General features: G+C 63.6%; 14 protein-coding genes. 7 read left to right on the forward strand and 7 right to left on the reverse strand.

The window, feature by feature from the left end; translation table 11 throughout:
* Positions 1 to 87 precede the first annotated feature (87 nt).
* The 4 genes from IVB50_RS12230 to IVB50_RS12245 form a co-directional block, all read right to left on the reverse strand.
* On the reverse strand, positions 88 to 2,955 hold the full coding sequence (locus IVB50_RS12230) for a PAS-domain containing protein (RefSeq protein ID WP_247295921.1): 2,868 nt from the start codon (positions 2,953 to 2,955) through the stop codon (positions 88 to 90).
* 226 nt (positions 2,956 to 3,181) lie between these two features.
* A complete protein-coding gene (locus IVB50_RS12235) occupies positions 3,182 to 4,057 on the reverse strand; it encodes a hypothetical protein (RefSeq protein ID WP_026233056.1) in 876 nt (291 codons plus the stop codon).
* Between the two features lie 37 nt (positions 4,058 to 4,094).
* Positions 4,095 to 5,075, reverse strand: a complete 981-nt coding sequence (locus tag IVB50_RS12240; RefSeq protein WP_018455931.1) for an amino acid--[acyl-carrier-protein] ligase — start codon at positions 5,073 to 5,075, stop codon at positions 4,095 to 4,097.
* A gap of 64 nt (positions 5,076 to 5,139) precedes the next feature.
* Positions 5,140 to 6,357 carry an acyl-CoA dehydrogenase family protein gene (locus IVB50_RS12245; RefSeq protein WP_026233057.1) on the reverse strand — a complete coding sequence of 406 codons (1,218 nt, stop codon included), beginning with the start codon at positions 6,355 to 6,357 and terminating at the stop codon, positions 5,140 to 5,142.
* A 356-nt stretch (positions 6,358 to 6,713) separates the two neighbouring features.
* Here IVB50_RS12245 and IVB50_RS12250 point away from each other — a divergent pair, with 356 nt between their 5' ends.
* From IVB50_RS12250 to mtnA, 3 genes are all read left to right on the forward strand, one after another.
* Entirely contained in the window at positions 6,714 to 6,986 is a 273-nt protein-coding gene (locus IVB50_RS12250) for a phosphopantetheine-binding protein (RefSeq protein WP_018455933.1), read from the forward strand.
* Between the two features lie 124 nt (positions 6,987 to 7,110).
* Positions 7,111 to 7,986, forward strand: a complete 876-nt coding sequence (locus tag IVB50_RS12255) for an S-methyl-5'-thioadenosine phosphorylase (RefSeq protein WP_018455934.1) — start codon at positions 7,111 to 7,113, stop codon at positions 7,984 to 7,986.
* 18 nt (positions 7,987 to 8,004) lie between these two features.
* The gene (mtnA, locus tag IVB50_RS12260; protein WP_018455935.1) at positions 8,005 to 9,114 is read left to right on the forward strand and encodes an S-methyl-5-thioribose-1-phosphate isomerase; all 1,110 of its coding nucleotides are present in this window, start codon (positions 8,005 to 8,007) and stop codon (positions 9,112 to 9,114) included.
* A gap of 41 nt (positions 9,115 to 9,155) precedes the next feature.
* On the opposite strand, the gene IVB50_RS12265 is transcribed toward mtnA, so the two are convergent.
* Positions 9,156 to 9,791, reverse strand: a complete 636-nt coding sequence (locus tag IVB50_RS12265; RefSeq protein ID WP_018455936.1) for an HAD-IA family hydrolase — start codon at positions 9,789 to 9,791, stop codon at positions 9,156 to 9,158.
* Positions 9,792 to 9,902: 111 nt separating this feature from the next.
* Between IVB50_RS12265 and IVB50_RS12270 the strand changes: the two genes are divergently transcribed.
* A complete protein-coding gene (locus tag IVB50_RS12270) occupies positions 9,903 to 10,661 on the forward strand; it encodes a trypsin-like serine protease (RefSeq protein WP_018455937.1) in 759 nt (252 codons plus the stop codon).
* A 125-nt stretch (positions 10,662 to 10,786) separates the two neighbouring features.
* Complete coding sequence (locus IVB50_RS12275; protein WP_247295924.1) at positions 10,787 to 12,289, forward strand: NAD(P)/FAD-dependent oxidoreductase; 1,503 nt, start codon at positions 10,787 to 10,789, stop codon at positions 12,287 to 12,289.
* Positions 12,290 to 12,502: 213 nt separating this feature from the next.
* Here the strand turns inward: IVB50_RS12275 and IVB50_RS12280 are convergent, their stop codons facing one another.
* Together IVB50_RS12280 and IVB50_RS12285 are read right to left on the reverse strand one after the other, a co-directional pair.
* A complete protein-coding gene (locus tag IVB50_RS12280; RefSeq protein WP_007598081.1) occupies positions 12,503 to 13,432 on the reverse strand; it encodes a response regulator in 930 nt (309 codons plus the stop codon).
* Entirely contained in the window at positions 13,416 to 16,787 is a 3,372-nt protein-coding gene (locus IVB50_RS12285) for an ATP-binding protein (protein WP_018455940.1), read from the reverse strand. Before IVB50_RS12285 ends, IVB50_RS12280 begins: the two co-directional genes overlap by 17 nt.
* Before the next feature lie 175 nt (positions 16,788 to 16,962).
* Here IVB50_RS12285 and urtA point away from each other — a divergent pair, with 175 nt between their 5' ends.
* Entirely contained in the window at positions 16,963 to 18,222 is a 1,260-nt protein-coding gene (gene urtA / locus IVB50_RS12290) for an urea ABC transporter substrate-binding protein (RefSeq protein ID WP_018455941.1), read from the forward strand.
* 148 nt (positions 18,223 to 18,370) lie between these two features.
* Positions 18,371 to 19,297: an urea ABC transporter permease subunit UrtB gene (gene urtB, locus IVB50_RS12295; protein ID WP_018455942.1), complete on the forward strand. Its 927-nt coding sequence runs from the start codon at positions 18,371 to 18,373 to the stop codon at positions 19,295 to 19,297.
* Positions 19,298 to 19,304: the final 7 nt, after the last annotated feature.

Genomic DNA, 19,304 nt, shown 5'->3' on the forward strand with positions numbered 1-19,304 from the left:
GATACGGTGATCTCGCCGAAAAGCGCACGTGCGACAATTGGTCGTTTGGAGGCGTACCGAGATACGGAATTGGCTTCGGCTGAGCCCTTACGCCACGCGGCGGACTGCGCTCAGCGTCTCGATCATGCGTCCGACTTCCGCGGCCGGGCAGGGCTTGCCGAAATAATATCCCTGAACGGCGGTGCAGCCGCATTCGCGAACGAAGTCGAGTTGTTCAATCGTCTCCACGCCTTCCGCCGTGGTCTCGACGCCGAGCACCGAGCCGAGGCTGGCGATGGTGCGGACGATCGCCACACTCTCCGGACTTTCGCCGAGCGTGCCGACAAAGGAGCGGTCGATCTTGATGCGGTCGAACGGAAACTTGCGCAAATAGCTCAGCGAAGAATAACCGACGCCGAAATCGTCGAGGCTGACGCGCACTCCCAACGCGCGGAGCTGGTGCAGGATCTCGATCGTGGCCTCGCTGTCGTCGAGCAGAGCCGTCTCGGTGACCTCGAGCTCGAGCCGATGCGGCGGCAAGCCGGCCTCCGCAAGCGCGCTCGTCACCATCGTCACCAGCCCGCGCGAGCGGAATTGCACCGGGGACAGGTTCACCGCGACCGTGAGATCGGGCCAGGTCGCGGCGGTCGCGCAGGCTGTGCGCAGCACCCACTCTCCGATCGGAACGATCAGCCCGTTCTCTTCCGCAATCGGAATGAATTCGGCCGGCGGGACGAGGCCGCGCGAGGGATGTTTCCAGCGCAGCAGCGCCTCGAAGCCGGTAAGTTCGGTGGTGTCGAGCCGCACCTGCGGTTGGAACGCCAGGTGGAATTCACGGGCCTCCAGCGCGCCGCGCAGATCGTGCTCGAGCGCGTGCCGGCTGCGCGCCTCTTCCTCCATTTTGGGCTCGAACAGCTGATAGGCGCCGCGCCCCTTGGCCTTGGCCTGGTACAGCGCGAGGTCGGCGCATTTCATCAGCTCGTCGGCATCGAGCCCGTGATCGGGAGCGATTGCGATGCCGACGGAGACGCCGACATGGATCGACTGGTTCTCCAGCGGCGGCGGGTGACCGATGATCTCCACCAGGCGGCGTGCGAGCCTTTCCGCCGATTGCGGCTGCGGTCCGCGCTGGAGAACCGCGAACTCGTCGCCACCGAGCCGCGCGACGGTGTCGTGCTCGCCGACATTCTCCTGCAGCCGCGCCGCGACCCAGCGCAACAGCCGGTCGCCGGCCGCGTGTCCGAGGCGGTCGTTGACGGTCTTGAAATTATCGAGGTCGAAGCACAGCACGGCCATCGCGCCACCTGCGATTGCGACCTGGTTCAGCCCCTCGCCCATCTTCTCGCGGAACAGCGTGCGGTTGGGCAGGTCGGTGAGCGAATCGTGCCGCGCCATATGCGCAACGCGGGCCTCGGCCTTGTGGCGCTCGGTAACGTCCTCATAGGTGACGACCCAGCCGCCATGCTCCATTCGCTTGTGATTGAGCTTGATGATGCGGCCGTCGCCCAAATAGCGGTGCAGTGTGTGCTCGCCCTCGCGCAGCCTCTCGACATAGTCGGCATAGAGCCGCGCGGCGGTGGTGTTTGGATGGATGCCGAGCTCGCAGCTGTGCTCCATGATCTCGCGCATCGACACACCCGGCTTCACCAATTCGGGCGACAGTCCGTACATCTCGATGTAGCGCCGATTGCAGACGATGACGCGCAAGCTCGAATCGAGCATGCACAGGCCCTGGCTCATGTTGTTCAGGGCCGCGTCGAACCGCCGATACTGCTCGCTCAACTGCTCGACTGCGTGCTCGCGCTCGGTGATGTCCTCGTAGGTGGCCACAAAACCACCCTCGGCCAGGGCGCAATAGCGCACCGAGATCGTGGTGCCGTTCGACATCCGTCGGCGTATCGGCGAGGAGTTGCGGTCGGCGATCCTTGCGCTGGCGGCCTCCAGGAGGTGTCGCGGGCTATACTCGGAAGAGAACGCGCCGTTTGCCATCGAGCGTTCGATCAGTTCGCCGAGATGCGTGCCCGGCTTGGCTTCCTCCGGCGAGAGCCGATAGATCTTCCGGTAGGTGGTGTTGCAGACGCGCAGGCGCATCTCGCTGTCGTAGAAGGCGAGTCCGTGCGCCATGTTCTCCAACGCCGCATCGAGCATGAAGTTCTGGTGCCTCAGCATCTCCTCGTATTGCAGCCGCTCGGTGACGTCTTCGTGCACCGTCACCCAGCCGCCGTCGGGCAGAAAACGGGAAACCACCTGCACCATCCTTCCGTCATAGCGCATCACCAGCAGGGTTTTCTCCTTCCTGGTGCGCACGTCCTCCAGCCTGGTGTCGTGGAATTCCTCGCCCGGCATGCCCGGCAGGTTGCCGCGCGACATCCAATGCTCGATGACCGTACAATGCGAGACGCCCGGCTTCACGATTTCCGGGTCGAGGTTATAGAGATTCAGGAAACGTTCGTTGCAGACGACGACGCGGCTGTCGGCATCGTACATGATCAAGCCGTGCGCCATGTTGGCGAGCGCGTGCTGGCTGCGCTCGGTCTGCACGCGCAGCTCCGCCTCGAGCCGGGCGAGGCGGCTGACGTCGTCGCAGATCGTCATCCAGCCGCCGCCGGGAAGCGGCTTCAGCTCGAGCGCCATGACGAGGCCGCTCGCGAGTGTCTGTTGAGTCCGGAACGGCTGGCCGGCTGCGATCCGCGCCAGGCGCGCGGCATAGAGTGCGTCGACTTCCCCCGCGGGGATGTTGCCGAGGGCCACACTGTGGGCGAGCACGTCGCGGTAGCTCGTGCCGACCCGCACGATTTCGGCCGACATGTTGAACAGGCTGAGATAGCGCTGATTGACCAGCACGATCCGGTTGCCGGCATCGTAGACGCAGACACCCTGTTCCATGTGGTCGAGTGCAAGCTGGCTCAGCCCGACCAGGGCCTTCGGGCCCTGCTCGCGGCGTGCATCAAGCTCGTTGTCGCGGATCGACGTCATGGGGCGGCGGGGTCTCGGCGGGCAATAGACTTAACGCAGGGCAATTCAGCCGCCGAGGCTAGCGAACAGGCGGGAAAATTCCCTTAAGCGCCGTAGTTTACGGAGGGTGGCCGTGATGCAGAGATGCTGCCAATGTGGAGGGGGGTGCAAGGTAGCGTCGCGCCGGTCGGCCTGCGCAATTGCGCCTTAGGCCCGGATGGACATCGAATGTCTGGTCCAAACGGGCCTACGGCCCGTACAGCACGAGTTCCGTATCCGTGAGATCGGCGAGCTGCGGCCGGTGCGGGCCCTTGAAATATTTGCGGCCGCGACGCTCGGTGTAGATGCCGACGAGGCCGGGAACGGAGCCGTTGGAATCGACGGCGACCGCGATCTTGCCGAGCCGCAGCAGCAGCCGGCCGATGCGGCCCGCGCATTCGGTGTACTCGGCCGCGTTGCGGCAGTAGATCAGCTTCATCGCGGGCGGCGCAATGATGCCACGGCGGATGCGCACCGGTTGCAGGATGAAGGGGAACGCTCCCTTCGGCGTGCGGCAGACGAGGCTGAGGCAATTGTAGCGCGCATGCCGCGTCAAGAGCTCGGTCTCGGCATCGGAAAGCCCGTCGATCGTTTTGGCGTGCTGCGAGATGACCTCGATCTTGCTCCAGCGTGGGACGCGCGCCAGCGCAGGCACGGAGAAGAATATACCCCTGCAATAGGCGCGAAAGCCCTGCGTCTCGATAATCGGCCAGGTCCACGGCGCCGGGCTGATGTTGAGATAGGTGACGTCCTTGTGCCGCTGCGCGATCTTGGTCAGGAGCGGGGCGTAGTTGCGGTAGGCCGGATCGACGTACCAGCTCGACAAATTGCACTGGATGGCGGTCTCATCGCCGTCCCTCCGCGCCGTGTAGATCAGCAGCAGCACGCCGACCGGCGTGCCGTCATTGTCGAGCATGTAGCCGAAGCGCGGGTAGCCATCCGGTACCGGTCGGAAGGCTTGCCGGCGCAGGCCTTGGATCCAATAGCCGCGCGAGCGCCCGACGAAGCCGCGCGTCAGCAAGTCCGCGACCGCATCGACGTCGGACTCGGTGATCTCGCGGCATCGGACCTTGGTGTGGATCACGCTCGTCTTTCCCGTGGAAATGACCGGCCTCGTTCCGTTAGCGCCAGCCTTCGCCGTGGGCATCGGCCGCGATCTGCGGCTGCAGGCCCATGATCTCCCGCACCTTGGCGGGCCAGGCGGAAGGGTCGGTGCCGTGGGTGTGGAACATGGCGACCGCCAGCCGGTCCATGCCGAAAGCGACGCAGCCGGTGTGGGCCGGCTCGCCATTGGCGTCCTTGATGTCCCACGTCGTGCCGAAATGCTCGCGGTGATAATTGAAGCTCATGCAGGCGGTCGGCTGCTCTTCCGAGCGCAGCGGGATCAGCAGTTCGAACTTGAGCTGCTGCTGCTTCTGGCTCACGGCCTTCATCTGACCGACGCGGCCGAAGAACGGATCGCTGGCATAGTCGACGCGGAAGGTGAGACCGAGATCGGTCGCAATCGCCTGCGCGCGCACCATCCAGCGCTCGCGGAAATCGGCCACGTCATCGGGGCTTCCGATGCAGACATATTCCCGCATCCGGAACGATTGCAGCCGGTCGAGATGTTTTGACGGTTCACGGCGGAAGCAGTCGGCGGCGACGTCGAAGCGCAGGCCACCCTTCGGCAACTGGCCGCGGCTCGCCGCGATCGGATAGACGGGATAGCAGGCCGCCGGCGACAGCACGAGGTCTGCCGGCGAGAGCGAGCTGGTCCAGTCACCGCCGGCGTCGAAGCGGCTTACCGCGGCGTTGATCTCGCGCTCGGTGCCGTGCAGGCTGCAGACGCAGCCGAGCAGGTTCGGAAAGCTCTTCAGGTAGCCGGACTTCTCAAGCTGAGATCGGCTCATCACCGGCGGGAAGCGCATCACCTCAGTGCCGGCCTCGCGATGGCTCGTGATCAGCGCGGCGAGCCGCTCGACGATGCCCTCATAAAGCGCGGTGCGGGCGTAGACGCCGTCCGAGCCCATCGGATGAAAGAGCTTATCGGCGAGATGATCGAGCGGATCCGCGATCTGCGGCGCGGTCTCAGGCGAGTTGGGGAGAACAGCAATGTTCATTGTCGGCTTCCTGCTATCTGAAATTATTCTTATTGAACGAAGGCACGTCGGTCTCGAAAGCTCGTCAGTCCCGAAGGCTTGTCGGCACGCCGCTCATCAGGGTCGATGTTGCGGCATTGGCCAGAATGCGGTCGTTGTTGATCATGATCGGCGACGACAGCACGTCGCGCAGGTGGCGGCCCATCGTGAACTCGCCGTCATTGCGGTAGCCGGAAAGGCCTGCGGTGCGCATCGCATGCATCACGGTCTCGACCGCGAGCTCCGAGGCCTGCACCTTCAGAAGCGTGATCGAAGACTGGAAGTCGAGCGAGCCGAGCGCGCGTTCATCGTGCTCGGCGAGAGCAAAGGCGTCGATATTGGCCGATATCAGCGCCCGCAGCTTGGCCAGCGACATCTTGGCGGCGGTGAAATGTGCGGCTGCCGGAGGCATCTGTCCGCCCGAGGTGCGGGCCGCCTTGCGGACGAAGGCCTGCGCACGGGTAACGGCGGCTGCAGCGATACCAGCCCAGGCCGAGGACCAGCACAGATGCGCGAACGGCGTCATGGTCTGGGCGTGGATCTTGTCGTAGGATTCCGGGAAGACGCGGTCGGTGGGGCAGTCGACCTTCAGCTCGAAACCGGTCGAGCAGGTGCCGCGCATGCCGAGCGTTTCCCAGCCCAGCGTCCGCTTCAGCGAATAATCGTCCCTGGCGAGCGCCAACAGCACCTGGTCGGACGCAGAAGCGTCTGTGGCGCGGCGGGCGATGGTCACGAGGCCGTCGGCCTCGGCACCGTAGGAGATCACGGTGGCGTCGCGCAGCAGCGAGACAGTGTCGCCGGCGACGTCGACGGCGGCGGCGCTAGCGCGGATGTTGCCGCCGTTCTGACCTTCGGTGGTGGAGGAGGCGAGCAGCCACTGGTCGCGTGCGACCCGGCGCATCATGGTTTCCATCCAGGGGATGCCGTGGCCGTGCCTGACGACGCAGGCGACCTTCGTGGTGTGCATGGCGTAGATCATCGCCGTGGAGGCGCAGGCGCGTCCGAGCGTGTAGCAGACGTCGGTGGCGTCGTGGATCGAGGCACCGAAGCCGCCGAACTCGGCCGGGATCATGACGCCGAGCAGCTTCTGCTCACGCGCAACCTCGAAAGCCTTGTGGGGGAAGCGGGCATCGCGATCGACCCCGTCTGCGTCGGCAGCCGCCACGGTGGCGGTGCGGGCGGCGCGCTCAATGAGAGAGGGACCATGCTCGAGAAAGCTCGTCTGCGTCTCGTCGACAGTGAGGACTGCTTCACGCACGTTCATATCGTCCGCCTCCGGTTTGCCGTTCAGGATCGCCGGCATCATTCGCGATGCCGCTTGAGCGATTCCTTCGACCATCTTTGCTTATGAGATGAGGCTACGGATTTAATTCAAATTCGTCGATGAAATAGAGGGTAAACAAAGCCCAATTCCGAACGAACAGTTAAGTTCGGGTTGTTTGCCTCGTCCGGATTTCCGCGATCGCGTTAGGGATCTGTAAGAAGCCGGAAATCCAACAATCTGAGTCATCGTTTACTAAGAAACGCGAAGTAATGGTGGCGTCCATTGCGGGATCGGCCCGCCGTGCCCATCGTAGCCGGCAACCGGTCCGACCTTTGTCGACAGATGGGAATTTACCGATGCAGGCTTTCGATACCGAGTTGCGCAATCGCATCATCAAGCTGGTGAAGGGCATCCTCGCGCAGAACTCGCTCTCCGCTGAGGTCACGCCGCAGGCCAAGCTCGTCGACGTCGGCCTGACCTCGATGGACATGGTCAATCTGATGCTCGGCGTCGAAGCCGAATTCGACTTCACGATTCCCCAGGTCGAGATCACACCGGAGAACTTCCAGTCCGTCGAGACGCTGGAGCGCATGGTCGCGACCCAGCTGCGGTCGGCGGCCGCGGCATAGCCGGGAGTGCTGGCGCGCGTTCTCCTGACGGCACCTCTTGACCCCATCACCCGTTCCAAAACCGACGTAAAACTGGCATAGCTTCTCCACGGAATCGCGATGGCGCGAACGGGGTGGAGCAGGCATGACGCAGGCGGTATTGGGCATCATCGGCGGCTCCGGCATCTACGATCTGCCGGGGCTGGAGGACGCTCGCGAAGAGGTGATCAGGAGTCCCTGGGGTGAACCGTCGGCACCCCTGCGGCGCGGCTCGATTGCCGGCCTGCCGATCGTGTTCCTGCCGCGCCACGACAAGGGCCACCGGCTGTCGCCCTCCGACATCAATTATCGCGCCAATATCGACGTCCTCAAGCGCGCAGGGGTCACAGACCTGATCTCGCTGTCGGCCTGCGGCTCGTTCAGGGAGGAACTGCCGCCGGGAACCTTCGTTCTCGTCGACCAGTTCGTCGATCGTACCCACAAACGCGAGAGCTCGTTCTTCGGGAGGGGATGCGTCGCGCATGTGTCGATGGCGCACCCGGTCTCGCCGCGGCTGCGCATCCACCTTGCCACGGCGGCCGAAGCCGAGGGCATCGCGTTTGCGCGCGGCGGCACCTATGTCTGCATGGAGGGACCGCAATTCTCGACCTATGCGGAAAGCATGACCTACAAGACGCTTGGCTATTCCGTAATCGGCATGACCAACATGCCCGAGGCGAAACTCGCGCGTGAGGCGGAGCTTTGCTACGCCACCGTCGCGATGGTGACGGATTTCGATTGCTGGCATCCTGATCACGACGCCGTCACCGTGCAGGACATCATCCGCGTTCTGAGCTCGAACGCCGACAAGGCAAAAGCGCTGGTGGCGCGGCTGGCGAAAGACTTCCCGCGCGAGCATGAGCCGTGCCCGATCGGCTCGGACCGCGCGCTCGATACCGCGCTGATCACCGCGCCCGAGGCGCGCGATCCCGAGCTCTTGAAGAAGCTCGACGCGGTGGCCGGGCGCATCCTGCGAACGTGATACGAAAGGCAGAATCCCATGAAGGTCGACGGCAAGCATTTCCGCAGCATCTGGCGTGAGCGCGACGGCTGGTCGGTCGGAGCGATCGACCAGCGCCGGCTGCCGCATGAGTTCATCGTTGCGAAGCTGACCTCATGCGAGGACGCGGCCCTCGCCATCCGCGACATGCTGGTGCGCGGTGCGCCACTGATCGGCGCGACCGCAGCTTACGGCATGGCGCTGGCGATGCGCGAGGACGCTTCCGACGCCGGCCTGAAGCGCGCCTACGACACGCTCGTGGTGGCGCGGCCGACCGCGATCAATCTGAAATGGGCCCTGGACGAGATGCGCGCGAGCCTCGCGCCGATCGATGCACTGGAGCGCGCGGAGGCCGCCTATGCGCGCGCCGACGAGATCGTCGAGCAGGACGTCGAGATCAACCGCGGCATCGCCGGCAACGGCCTGAAACTCATCGAGGCGATCGTCGCAAGGAAGAAGCCGGGCGAGACCGTCAATGTGCTGACCCATTGCAATGCCGGCTGGCTTGCGACCGTCGACTGGGGCACGGCGACGGCGCCGATCTATCTGGCGCACGAGCGCGGCATCAAGATCCACGTCTGGGTCGACGAGACGCGGCCGCGCAACCAGGGCGCCTCGCTCACGGCCTGGGAGCTTGGCCATCACGGCGTGGCGCATACGGTGATTCCGGACAACACCGGCGGGCATCTGATGCAGCACGGCATGGTCGATCTCGCCATCGTCGGCACCGATCGCGTTGCCGCCAATGGCGATGTCTGCAACAAGATCGGCACATATTTGAAGGCGCTCGCCGCTCACGACAATAATGTGCCGTTCTATGTCGCGCTGCCGTCGCCGACGATCGATTTCGCCGTTGATGACGGCATCCGCGACATCCCGATCGAGCAGCGCAGCGGCACGGAAGTCACCGACATGACCGGCCGCACCGCGGACGGAAGGCTTGAGACCGTGCGCATCGTGCCGGAGGGCTCGCCGGTCGCGAACTATGCCTTCGACGTGACCCCGGCACGGCTCATCACCGGCCTCATCACCGAGCGCGGCGTGCTGAAGCCCGATCGCGCCTCACTTGCCGCGGCGTTTCCGGAGCGGATCGCAGCTGCGGCGGAGTAGTTCTGGCTCGGCGATAGCTCGCAATGACGGAGAATGACGCTCTAGCTCAGCTTCAATCCCGTCGCGGCCTCGAGCCCGGCGATCGCCTGGGCGCCGCTGGTGACCTTGATCGTCGTCATGCCCATCTCGCGTGCCGGCTTCAGATTGACGCCGAGATCGTCGAGATAGACGCAATTCTTCGGATCGACCTTCAGCGTTTCGACCATCAGCTGATAGATGCGCGGGTCGGGCTTGCGCAGGCCGATTTTGGCGGACTCGATGACATGGTCGAACAGCACCATCACCTCGGCGACATAGAGTGAGCGCCCGGTCATGCTGCCGATCGCATTGGCCGGCAGATTGTTGGTAATGCAGCCGGTCTTGAATTGCGCCTTGATGCGCTTCAACGCTTCGACCATCTCGGGGCGCAGATCGCCCTGAAGCAGCGGCAGCACGTCGCGGCCGCGCACCTCCGCGCCGAGCGCCAGCGATTCCGTCGCGAACAGTCTGTCGAACGTGTCGATATCGACCTCGGCGCGCTCGAACTTGGCCCAGGCATTTTCCAGATGATTGGCGGCATTGGTGCGCCGGATGATGTCGATGGGCAGGCCACGCTCTGTCTCGAACCGCGTGAACGCTTCAAACGGCGAACTCGTCAGCACGCCACCAAAATCAAAGATCACAGCCTCGATCGTCAAGATCCCGCCCTCGTCAATTCCTTTCCAAGAGCGCTAGCATGCGCTATCGGCAAGGGCCAGTCCGAAGCCATCCTAATGCTGTCACCGACGCCAACACCAAAGCGTGTTCCCATGAAGAAGCTCGTAACCCTCATTGCGATCGCGCTGCCGCTCGCCACGCCCGCTTATGCCATCGTTGGTGGCGGCACGCCCCAGGCCGATGGCGTCGCGCGCGCCGTCGTCACGATCGTCGGCTCGCGCGGCAATTTCTGTACCGGCACCCTCGTTGCGCCAAAGCTGGTGCTTACCGTCGCCCACTGCGTGCAACCCGGCGCGGACTACAAGATCGTCGATCGCGGCACCGACGGGCAGCCGCAACTGCTGAATGTCCGCACCGTCGCGATCCATCCGAATTTCAACATGCAGGCAATGCAAGCGCATCGCGCTACCGCCGACGTGGCGCTGCTGCAGCTGGAAATTCCACTCAAGGGAAAATCGACGGTGCCCGTCGGCGCGCCGAATATTCCGATCCAAGTCGGCAGCCGCTTCGTCGTCGCCGGTATCGGCGTCACCGTGCGTGGCGAGGGCAAGAGTGGCGGCGCGACGCGTGTTGCCGGCCTCGTCGCGACGGGTCAGCCCGGCACGCTCCAGATCCGGCTGGTCGACCCCGTAACCAACGGTGTTCGCGACGGAATTGGCGCCTGCACTGGCGATTCCGGCGGTCCCGTGTTCGAGGACAAGCCGACCGGATCCGTGCTCGTCGGCGTCATCAGCTGGTCCACGGGGCCGAACGGAGCCGCCGGCTGCGGCGGGCTGACCGGTGTTACGCCGCTCACGCTCTATCGCGACTGGATCTTGCAGACCGCGCGGAGCTGGGGTGCGGCGCTGTGATTTGACCGCGACCCGATCTATGTCATCTTGAAGCGGAAGCGCGATGGGCGACCATGTCCGTCGCGGAGGAAACGCGCCGCCCAACCAAGGGCGGCCACAAAAACAAGCAAGGCATAGAAGCAACAATGAATGTCGCTGTTCGCAGTCACGCCACGGCCAAACAGGCTTCTGAACATTTCGACGTGCTGATCGTCGGCGCCGGCATCTCGGGCATCGGCAGCGCCTATCACATGACCAAGCAGCTTCCGGGTGCGAGCTTCGTCATCCTGGAAACGCAGGCGACGTTCGGCGGCACGTGGACCACGCATCGCTATCCCGGCATCCGCTCCGACAGCGATCTCCACACCTTCGGTTATAGCTTCAAGCCCTGGGTCGGGCCGCCGATCGCGACCGCCGAGGAAATCCTCGCCTACATGAACGAGGTGATCGACGAAAACGATATCGCGCGGCATATCCGCTACAAGCACAAGATCAATTCGGCGAGCTGGTCGAGCGAGCAAAACCTCTGGACTATCGAGGCGGTGACGACCGACGCCGGCGAAGCGAAAACATTCACTGCGAACTTCCTCTGGATGTGCCAGGGCTATTACCGCCATTCGGAAGGCTATACGCCGGAATGGAAAGGTACCGATCGCTTCAAGGGCCGCATCGTTCATCCGCAGACCTGGCCTGATGATATCGACCTCGCGAACAAGAAAGTCGTCGTGATCGGCTCCGGCGCGACGGCGGCGACGCTGGTGCCGAACATTGCCGACAAATGCGCGCATGTCACGATGCTGCAGCGTTCGCCGACCTATTTCCGTCTCGGCCGCAACGCCATCGAGATCGCGGAGGAGCTGCGCCGGCTGCAGGTCGACGAGGCCTGGATCCACGAGATCGTTCGCCGCAAGATCCTGTTCGAGCAGGACGCGTTCACCAAGCTTTGCTTGTCAAAACCCGAGCAGGTGAAAAAGGAGCTGATCGGGCAGATCAGCGCAGTGCTCGGTCCGGAGTACGATGTCGACACGCATTTCACGCCGAGCTACCGGCCGTGGCGGCAGCGCATCGCCTTCGTGCCCGATGCCGATCTGTTCAAGGGCATCGCCAGCGGCAAGGCGTCCGTCGTCACCGACGAGATCGAGTTCTTCGTTGAGAACGGCATCCAGCTCAAATCCGGCAAGCTGCTTGAGGCCGACGTCATCGTCACCGCAACCGGCTTCAATCTCGCGGCGCTCGGCGACATCGCCTTCGAGGTCGACGGCAAGCCGCTCGCTTTCGGCGACACCGTCACCTATCGCGGCATGATGTTCACGGGCGTGCCGAACATGGTCTGGGTCTTCGGCTATTTCCGCGCCAGCTGGACGCTGCGCGTCGATCTCGTCGCTGACTTCGTCTGCCGCCTGCTCGGTCACATGAAGGCCAAAGGCAAGAAGAAGGTCGAGGTCAAGTTACGCGCCGAAGACCACAACATGCCGATCCTGCCCTGGATCGATCCGGAAAACTTCAATCCCGGCTACATGATGCGCAACATGGACCTGCTGCCCAAGCGCGGCGACAAGCCGGAATGGCAGCACAGCCAGGATTACTGGACCGAAAAGGACGAGATCCCGAAGACGAATCTGGATGGCGGGGAGTTTGTGTACGGGTGAGGACTAGGCGCTAACCAAGCATTGCAACGTCGTCCCGGCCTAGTGCGCAATTGCGCACGGGGGCCGGGACCCATACAGCGAGGCCTATCGATTGCGGACGGTGCTAGTCCGAACGACTAGTCTTCGCCAAATCACTCCCTGGGGTTATGGGTCCCGGCCTTCGCCGGGACGACACGGTGTGCTGAGTCACATCCCAACTCACTCGGAGCAAGACTACGAATTCCTTCTTGTCGCATTCGTTGCAATCGCCGCAGCCGCGGTCCGGTTCTCGACTCCAAGCTTGGAGTAGATCTGCTCGAGATGCTTGTCGACCGTGCGCGGGCTCAAGCCCAAAATCTGCGCGATGTCGCGGTTGGTTTTGCCCTTGCTGAGCCAGGCCAGCACCTCGCCTTCGCGGGTAGTGAGGCCGAGCTCGCTGGTGAACTCGGGTGGCGGCGCGGTGCCGGATTCCCTGGAGAGCCGCAGCAGGAACTCGTTCGGTGCGGTCTCGCCCATGTAGTACAGCCGGAGCTGAGGATTGTCGGGCAAGGAAGCCGCCTGAGACTTCGAGCTGCCCTTGCCCTTCGCCTGCTCCAGCCATTGCAGCAATGATACCGGCAGGACGAAATCGTCGTCGGCCTGCGCGCCGTGGTGGTCCGCCAGCAGCTTCTGCGCCTGCGGGGTCGCCCACAACAATTTGCCCTGGCGGTTGACCGCGAACAGGAATCGGCCGGAGACATCGAGCGCGGCGCGTGCGCTTTGCGTCAGCCGCGCATTGCCGAGATGAACGCGGATCCGCGCCAGCATCTCCTCGATCACGATCGGCTTGGTCACGTAGTCGACGCCGCCGGCCTCCAGCCCGCGCACGATGTGCTCGGTCTCGGCGAGCCCCGTCATGAATATCACCGGGACATTGGCAAGGCCCGCATCGCGCTTGAGGCGGCGGCAGGTCTCGAACCCGTCCATGCCCGGCATCACAGCGTCGAGCAGCACGATGTCAGGCGTGATTTGGTCGACGATACGCATCGCGGCCGCGCCATCGAGCGCCACCATCACCGTCATCCCGGCGCTGTCGAGCGCGTCGGTGAGCAGCCGCAGCGTCTCCGGGGAGTCGTCAACAACGAGCGCGACGTCGCGCTTTTTCGACTCAGTGCTCATACGCATGCAACGTCTTCAATGTGGCCATGTACTGGCCGAGATCGAAGCGGTCGATCAGCGACCGCATTTCCGCGACGAAGTCGGCATGTTCAGGGTGCTCACTGCCGATCTCGTCCAGCTTCAACTGGATAGCCTTGACGTAGCCGATCTGACCGAGCCCGATCAGAGCCTCGATGTGTCGTACAGGCGGCCGCGAGCCGCTCTCCGGCCGCCACAGCGGCACCGCGATCTCCTCCGAGCCGTATTGCCATTCGACCTTGAGAAGCTGGCGGATACTTTCCAAAAGCCTGGGAATATCGATCGGCTTCATCAGGTAGCCGTCGTGGAAAGGCTGTGCCAGCGGTGTGCCGTGCGCCTCGAGCGCGCTGGCAGACACCATCAGGATGCGCGCCTGATGGTGGCCGCTGGCGCGCAGCGTCTCCGCCACCGTCCAGCCGTCCATGCCAGGCATGGAGATATCGAGCAGGAACAGATCAGGCCGGCAGTGCTGGGCTAGCGCCAGGCAGCCAGGCCCGTCGGGCGCGCTGAGCAGGATGAAGCCGAGTGGGGTCAACACCTCGCGCAGGAGGTCGCGATGCACGGGATCGTCGTCGGTGATGAGGATGGTCTTGCGCGCGCCGTGATAGCCCGAGATCGGGGCCTCCACCGGCGCAATGCGCTGCGGATTGGTGACTTCGGATAGCAGCATCTTGACCTTGAACGTGCTGCCGCTGCCGACCGTGCTCAAGACCTTGATGTCGCCGCCCATGACGCCGGCGAGCAACCGGCTGATGGTGAGGCCCAGCCCCGTGCCGGTCTGCGGCTGCGAGACACCGAGCGCGCCACGTTCGAAAGGTGCGAAGATGCGTTCGAGATCGTCGCCCTGGATGCCGGGGCCGGTGTCGATCACCTCGAACTCCGCGACCGGGCTGCGATAGTGCACCACGAACTGCACACTGCCGACCTGGGTGAATTTGATCGCGTTGGACAGCAGATTGATCAGCACCTGGCGCAGCCGCTTCTCGTCGGCATAGACCACGACCGGCAAATGCGCCGGCCGCCTGAACACGAAGTCGATGCTCTTGGCCGCGGCCTGAAGGCGGAACATGCCGACGAGCTGGTCGAGGAATTCGGTCAGGCGCACCTCGTCGCGCGACAGGTACAGCCGCCCCGCCTCGATCTTGGAGATGTCCAGAATGCCGTCGATCAGGCCGGAGAGGTGATCGGCGCTGCGGCGGACGACGCGGACCTGGTCGCGCGGCTTGGTGTTGAGCGTGGTGTCCTGCTCCAGGAGTTGGGCATAGCCGCTGATCGCATTCAGCGGCGAGCGCAGCTCGTGGCTCAGGCCCACCACGTAGCGGCTCTTGGCGAGGTTGGCGGATTCTGCGATTTCCTTGGCGCGCTGGAGCTCGGCATCGGTGCGCTTGTGGGCGTCGATCTCCTGAATCAGCAGCGTGGTCTGGCGTCGGGTCTCGGCCTCGGCGGCCCGTCGGCTCTGCTGCGCCAGCACGAACAGCCAGGCCACCACGCCGATGATGATGCTGAGCGAGAAGAACACCTTCCAGAGCACGTTGGAGACGAGCATGTTCTCGCCAGGCACGCTGACCGAGCTCTGGAGGTAAATCAGCCCCAGCACCAGCGCGACGAGGCCCGCGGAGACCACGAACACACCGATGTAGTGGCCGAACTGCGAGTTGATCCGCTGATAGATCGCCTGCGGCAAGATCCTGGCGAGTGCGTCGGCGAACTGCACCTGCGCGCGCGCATGCGGTTTGCACAAATCGTGGCAGCGCGCATCGAGCGAGCAGCATAGCGAGCAGATCGGGCCGGCATAGGCAGGACAGGAGGTCATGTCCTCCGGCTCGAAATGGTGCTCGCAGATGCAGCACTGGATCGATTCGATGTTGGCCCAACTCCTCTTCGGCTTGCGCGCGATGTAATATTTTCCGTCGGTGAGCCAGGCGATGACGGGCGCGGTGACGAAGGCGACCGTCAGCGCGACGAAGGCCGCGAGCGCTTTCATGGTCGAGCCGAACAGGCCGTAGAATGCCGCGATCGAGACGATGGTCGCGATCGTCATCGCGCCGACGCCGACCGGGTTGATGTCGTAGAGATGGGCGCGCTTGAACTCCATCTGCGGCGGGCGCAGGCCGAGGGGCTTGTTGACCACGAGATCAGAGACCAGCGCACCGACCCAGGCGATCGCGACATTGGAGTAGAGCGCGAGCGTCTGCTCCAGCGCCTTGTAGACGCCGATCTCCATCAGCAGCAAGGCCACCATCACGTTGAACACCAGCCAGACGACCCGGCCCGGATGGCTATGAGTGAGACGCGAGAAGAAGTTCGACCAGGCGATCGAGCCTGCATAGGCGTTGGTGACGTTGATCTTGAGCTGCGACAGGATCACGAACGCGCCGGTGAGTGCCAGAGCCATGTCCGGCTGCGACAACACGTAGCGAAACGCCTCGAGATACATGTGCGCAGGCTCGGCCGCCAGCTCGCTGGAGAGGCCGTGGCTCAGCGCGAAGAAGGCGAGAAACGAGCCCAGCAGCAATTTCAGCGCGCCGAAGATGATCCAGCCGGGCCCCGCGATCAGCAGGGCGGCCCACCACGACGTTCGCGAGGTGCGGCGGTCGCGCGGCAGAAACCTGAGGAAGTCGACCTGCTCGCCGATCTGAGCCACCAGCGAAAACACCACGGAGGATGCTACGCCGAACAGCAGTAGATCGAAATGTCCGCTGGGGTCGCCGTGCTCGCCGGCGAATTTGCGCCATTCCGTGAACGAGTAAGGGTTGGCCCAGGCGATCGCCGCGAAGGGCAGGATGTGCAGGATGATCCAGATCGGCTGCGTCCAGAGCTGGAAGCGGCTGATCAGCGTGATGCCGTAGGTGACAAGCGGGATGATCGCGACCGCGCTGATGAGATAGCCGATCGGGCGCGGAATGCCGAAGCACATCTCGAGCGCCGTGGCCAGGATCACCGCTTCGATCGCGAAGAAGATGAAGGTGAAGGAGGCGTAGATCAGCGACGTGACGGTCGAGCCGATATAACCGAAGCCGGCGCCGCGGGTGAGCAGGTCAATGTCGATGCCGCATTTGGCGGCATAATAGGCAATCGGGACGCCGCAGCAGAAGATGATGATGGAGACGACGAGGATCGCGGCGGTGGCGTTGGTAACCCCGTAATTCAGGGTGATGGTGCCGCCGATCGCCTCAAGCGCGAGAAAGGAGATGGCGCCCAGGGCAGTGTTGGCGACGCGGGCAGCGGACCACCGGCGCGCGCTCTTGGCGGTGAAGCGCAGCGCGTAGTCTTCCAGCGTCTGGTTGGCGACCCATTGGTTGTACTGGCGCCTGACGCGATCTATTCGCTGCCGCCCTGCCACTTCAGCCCCCACTCCTACTCCCGAACGCGCCGGACCCCCTCGCAAAATCCGTACCAAAAGCCTACGTCGTCATTTTGCGGTGCAGTATACGCGATCTTGCGTATGCTTGCAGTGCACAAATTCGAGCCATCCTCACGGCACCAATCGCGTGTCCTCGAACAACAGTGGGGTGCTCATGTCAGACGAAGCGAACAAGGGCCTGTTATCGCCGCTCCGGCGCAAATTATTGATGGGAATGGCGGCCGTGCCGGCCATCACCATGCTACCGCGAGCATCTTTTGCGCAGGCCCCAGCGACCTCGGCAGTCAACACCACGGGTCTCGCGGTCACCGACACCGAGGTGACGGTCGGCATCCTGCATTCGGCGACCGGCACCATGGCCATCTCCGAGACCGGCTCGATCGAAGCCGAAAAGCTTGCCATCGAGCAGATCAATGCCATGGGCGGCGTGCTCGGTCGCAAGATCAAGTTCATCCAGGAAGACGGCGCCAGCGACTGGCCGACCTTTGCCGAGAAGGCCAAGAAGCTGCTGGTCAACGACAAGGTCGCGGCGATCATGGGCTGCTGGACCTCGGCGTCCCGCAAGGCCGTGCTGCCCGTCATGGAGCAGTACAACGGCATGCTCTATTACCCGACCTTCTACGAAGGTCTCGAGCAGTCCAAGAACGTGATCTACACAGGTCAGGAAGCCACTCAGCAGATCCTCGCCGGCCTGAACTGGATCGCCAAGGAGAAGGGCGCCAAGTCGTTCTTCTTCATCGGCTCCGACTACATCTGGCCGCGCACCTCGAACAAGATTGCGCGCAAGCATGTCGAGAACGTGCTGAAGGGCAAGGTGGTCGGCGAAGAGTATTATCCGCTCGGCAATACGCAGTTCAATTCGGTCATCAACAAGATCAAGCTGACCAAGCCCGACGTGATCTTCACCGACGTCGTCGGCGGCTCGAACGTCGCGTTCTACAAGCAGCTCAAGGCGGCCGGCATCGACCTCTCCAAGCAGGCGCTGCTCACGATCTCGGTGACCGAAGACGAGATCGACGGCATTGGCGGCGAGAACATCGCGGGCGCCTATGCCTGCATGAAGTACTTCCAGTCGCTCGACAATCCGAACAACAAGACCTTCGTTCCTGCGTTCAAGAAGATGTGGGGCGAGAAGACCGTGATCGGAGACGTCACCCAGGCTGCCTATCTCGGACCGTGGTTGTGGAAGTTGACGGTGGAGAAGGCGGGCTCCTTCGACATCGACAAGATCGCCGCGGCGTCGCCGGGCATCGAGTTCAAGGGCGCTCCGGAAGGCTATGTGCGCATCCACGAAAATCATCACCTCTGGTCGAAGACCCGGGTGGGACGCGCCAAGCTCGATGGCCAGTTCGAACTGATCTACGAGACCGCCGATCTGGTCGAGCCGGATCCGTTCCCCAAGGGCTACCAGTAAGACGAGATCTATCAGTTAGTCACGGCGTTCGTCGCCGTTTCCCTCTCAGGCAAAACCTCTCCCTGGCGTGGACCGCAAATCCACGCCCAAGACCCCCGCGTCGCGAACCTGCTCGCGACGCGGGACCCTTTCCCGACGGAGGACATCGATGTTCGGCGACTACTCGCTTGGTGACCTTGGCTCCATCTTCGTCATGCAGGGCTTTGCAGGACTGATCCTGTTCTCCGTCTACGTCCTGATGGCGCTGGGTCTTGCGATCATCTTCGGCCAGATGGGCGTCATCAACATGGCCCATGGCGAGTTCATGATCCTTGGGGCCTACGTCACCTGGATGACCTCGAGCTTCTTCCAATCCTATTTGCCGAGCCTGTTCAGCGGCTATTTCTTCCTCGCGATGATCCTGGCCTTTGTCGCATCCGGTGCGTTGGGGATGCTGGTGGAATGGGTGCTGATACGGCATCTCTACAAGCGCCCGCTCGACACGCTGCTCGCGACTTGGGGCCTCAGCCTGATCCTGCAACAGGCCTATCGCTCCGTGTTCGGCGCGCGCGAGGTCGGCGTCGAGCTGCCGCAATGGATGCTCGGCTCGCTGCACGTGACCGACAGCATCGAAGTGCCGATCAACGGCGTCTTCGTGATGTGCCTCACCGTCCTGATCACTGTCGGCGTCGCCTACGTGATGTACAAATCGCGCTGGGGTCGACAGGTGCGCGCCGTCGTGCAGAACCGCATCATGGCCGGTGCCGTCGGCATCAACACCGAAAAGGTGGATCGCTACACTTTCGGCCTCGGCTGCGGCATTGCCGGTGTCGCTGGGAGCGCCTTCACCATGATCGGCTCGACCGGGCCGACCTCCGGACAGCTCTACATCGTCGATACGTTCCTGGTGGTCGTGTTCGGCGGCGCGGCAAGCCTGCTCGGCACCATCGCATCGGCCTTCTCAATCTCGCAGACCCAATCCACCCTCGAGTTCTTCCTGTCGGGCTCGATGGCTAAGGTGCTGACGCTGCTTGCCGTTGTCGGAATCCTGATGCTGCGGCCGCAGGGTCTCTTCGCCCTCAAGGTCCGCAAATAACAAGAAG

Origin of the sequence: Bradyrhizobium sp. 87, assembly GCF_023073015.1 — a bacterium.
GTDB lineage: Bacteria > Pseudomonadota > Alphaproteobacteria > Rhizobiales > Xanthobacteraceae > Bradyrhizobium > Bradyrhizobium canariense_D.